Raw genomic sequence first — 1977 nt, 5'->3', positions numbered from 1 at the left:
GGAGCCGGGAGCCGGGAGCCGGGAGCCGGGAGCCGGGAGCCGGGAGCCGGGAGCCGGGAGCCGGGAGCCGGGAGCCGGGAGCCGGGAGCCGGGAGCCGGCGGACGAGGTCGGGGATCTGTGTCCCTCGGGTTGAGGGCTTCGGGCCGGCGAGCCACGAGAACTGGCCTGAGGTCGACCGCCGTCGGCAGGTGGAACTCATGCGTGGGTGCCACTATCCACACCCTGTGTATTGGGGCTGTTGAAATCTAAGCGGGCCCGGTTTCACGTGAAACGTCGCCGATGGAGTTTGGGTTGTCCACCCCACTATCCACAGGGCACTCAACGCTCCGACGTCGTGTTTCACGTGAAACGGGGGTGCCTGTGGATAACTTCTGTGGATAACTTTTGGAGGGGCCGGTGAGGGCGGTGGGGCTCACCGGTGTCGCTGTAAGGGCCAGTCGGGTGGCATCCCTCGGTCGTGCGAAGCCCTGCGAAATTGACCCGGGACAGGGGGTCATGACCTGGGCTAGGGTCACGTCGTGTCTGAGAACACCGCCCCCCTGCCCGACTTCACGCGATGGCCATCCTTTCCCTTTGAGGGCGACATGCGAGTCAGGCGGCTCGCACCACCGGTTGAAGTCGAGCCTCCGCGCAGCGGCGAGGACGCCTCCGACTGTGTGGCCTGTGGGACGCCTGACGACGCCTACATCTGGGTCAGTGAGCGCTGGCGGGTGCGGGCCATGGACCGCCCGACCGGGCTGCCGATGGTCCTCATCCTCGAGTGCCGTTCACACCTAGATCTGGGCGACCTGCCCAACCTTCTGGCCGCCGAGCTCGGTGTGATGACCGTCCGGCTGGAACGCGCGATCCGTTCCCTGGACGGAGTGGCCCGAGTTCACGTCAACCGTTGGGGTGACGGCTCGGCGCACCTGCACATGTGGTTCCTCGCCCGGCCGTACGGACGGCTGCAACTGCGCGGCACGTTCCTCTCGCTCTGGGACGACATCCTTCCGGTCATCCCGGAACACCAGTGGCGGGAGAATCTGGCCCTGGTCGCCGCGTGGCTCGCGGACTTCGGCGGCAAGGCCAACGCGGAGCCCGCCCACATCCAGTGGGAGTCGCCGGCCACGATCAACGTGCCGATCCCGCGGGAAGACCCGGACGACGGCGCACGCCCGGCGACGCTCGGCGACGTCGAGGCGGCCGCGGCAACGCCGGGCGATTTTGGGGTACGCGACAACGACACTCCCGCCTCGGCCGGCCCCTTGGCGGCGGAGGCCTATCCGAACGATCCGCTGCCGTAACGCAGATTCGGCCTCGGGGCGCGATTGCTCCGGGGCCAGTCGCGCCTTCGACGGGCGCCCTTCGACGGGCGCCCTTCGACGGGCAGCCTCTCGCCGATCGGCCCGGAACGCCTCCGCCCTCTTGCTGGTCGCACTCTCGCCGACTCGGCCTTGAACGCCTTCGCTCTCTCGCCGGTCACCTCAAGCGCCCTCGCAGTCCGCTCGGCGGGCCGTCCTTGAACTCGACCGTTGTTCCAAGGCTGCTTCCTCCGCCGGCCATTAGTGGCGGAGTCATCGAGTCGGTGTTGTCGGGACCGTCATTTCCCTGGCCGTCACGTACCTCGGGCCGTCGCGTTTCGGGGCGCTGTTTCCCCGAACGCGACGGCCGTGACCGACGCGATGCCACTCAGCTTGAGTTGATCATTGGTATGCCCATCGACTTCGCTGCGGCTGCGATCACGTCTGCTGGGCGTCGTCGACGGTCGCCCCGCGCGTCGGCGCCGTTCTGCCACTCACGACCTCACCAGGGCCGTAGCCGAGATCGGAATGAGTTCGGTGGCGTTCCGGCCACCCCCAGCCGTCAGCCACGGTCCACCCATGAGCCGAAAGCGACCGTGGGCGACCCCGAGCCGTCGCCCACGGCTGACTCGCACCCTGCCGAACAGCCGTAGTCGACGGCTCGAGCGGCCCGGCCGTCGACTGCGGTCCACCCAT

The 1977-nt window shown here is 68.6% G+C and carries 1 protein-coding gene; it reads left to right on the top strand.

Features of this window, described 5'->3' with window-relative positions:
* Nucleotides 1-540: 540 nt before the first annotated feature.
* On the top strand, nt 541-1284 hold the full coding sequence (locus tag WH85_RS45965; RefSeq protein WP_045748545.1) for a hypothetical protein: 744 nt from the start codon (nt 541-543) through the stop codon (nt 1282-1284).
* Nucleotides 1285-1977: the final 693 nt, after the last annotated feature.

The organism is Actinoplanes rectilineatus, assembly GCF_000962825.1.
Taxonomy (GTDB): domain Bacteria; phylum Actinomycetota; class Actinomycetes; order Mycobacteriales; family Micromonosporaceae; genus Actinoplanes; species Actinoplanes rectilineatus.
This window is presented reverse-complemented; position numbering and strand designations above follow the sequence as displayed.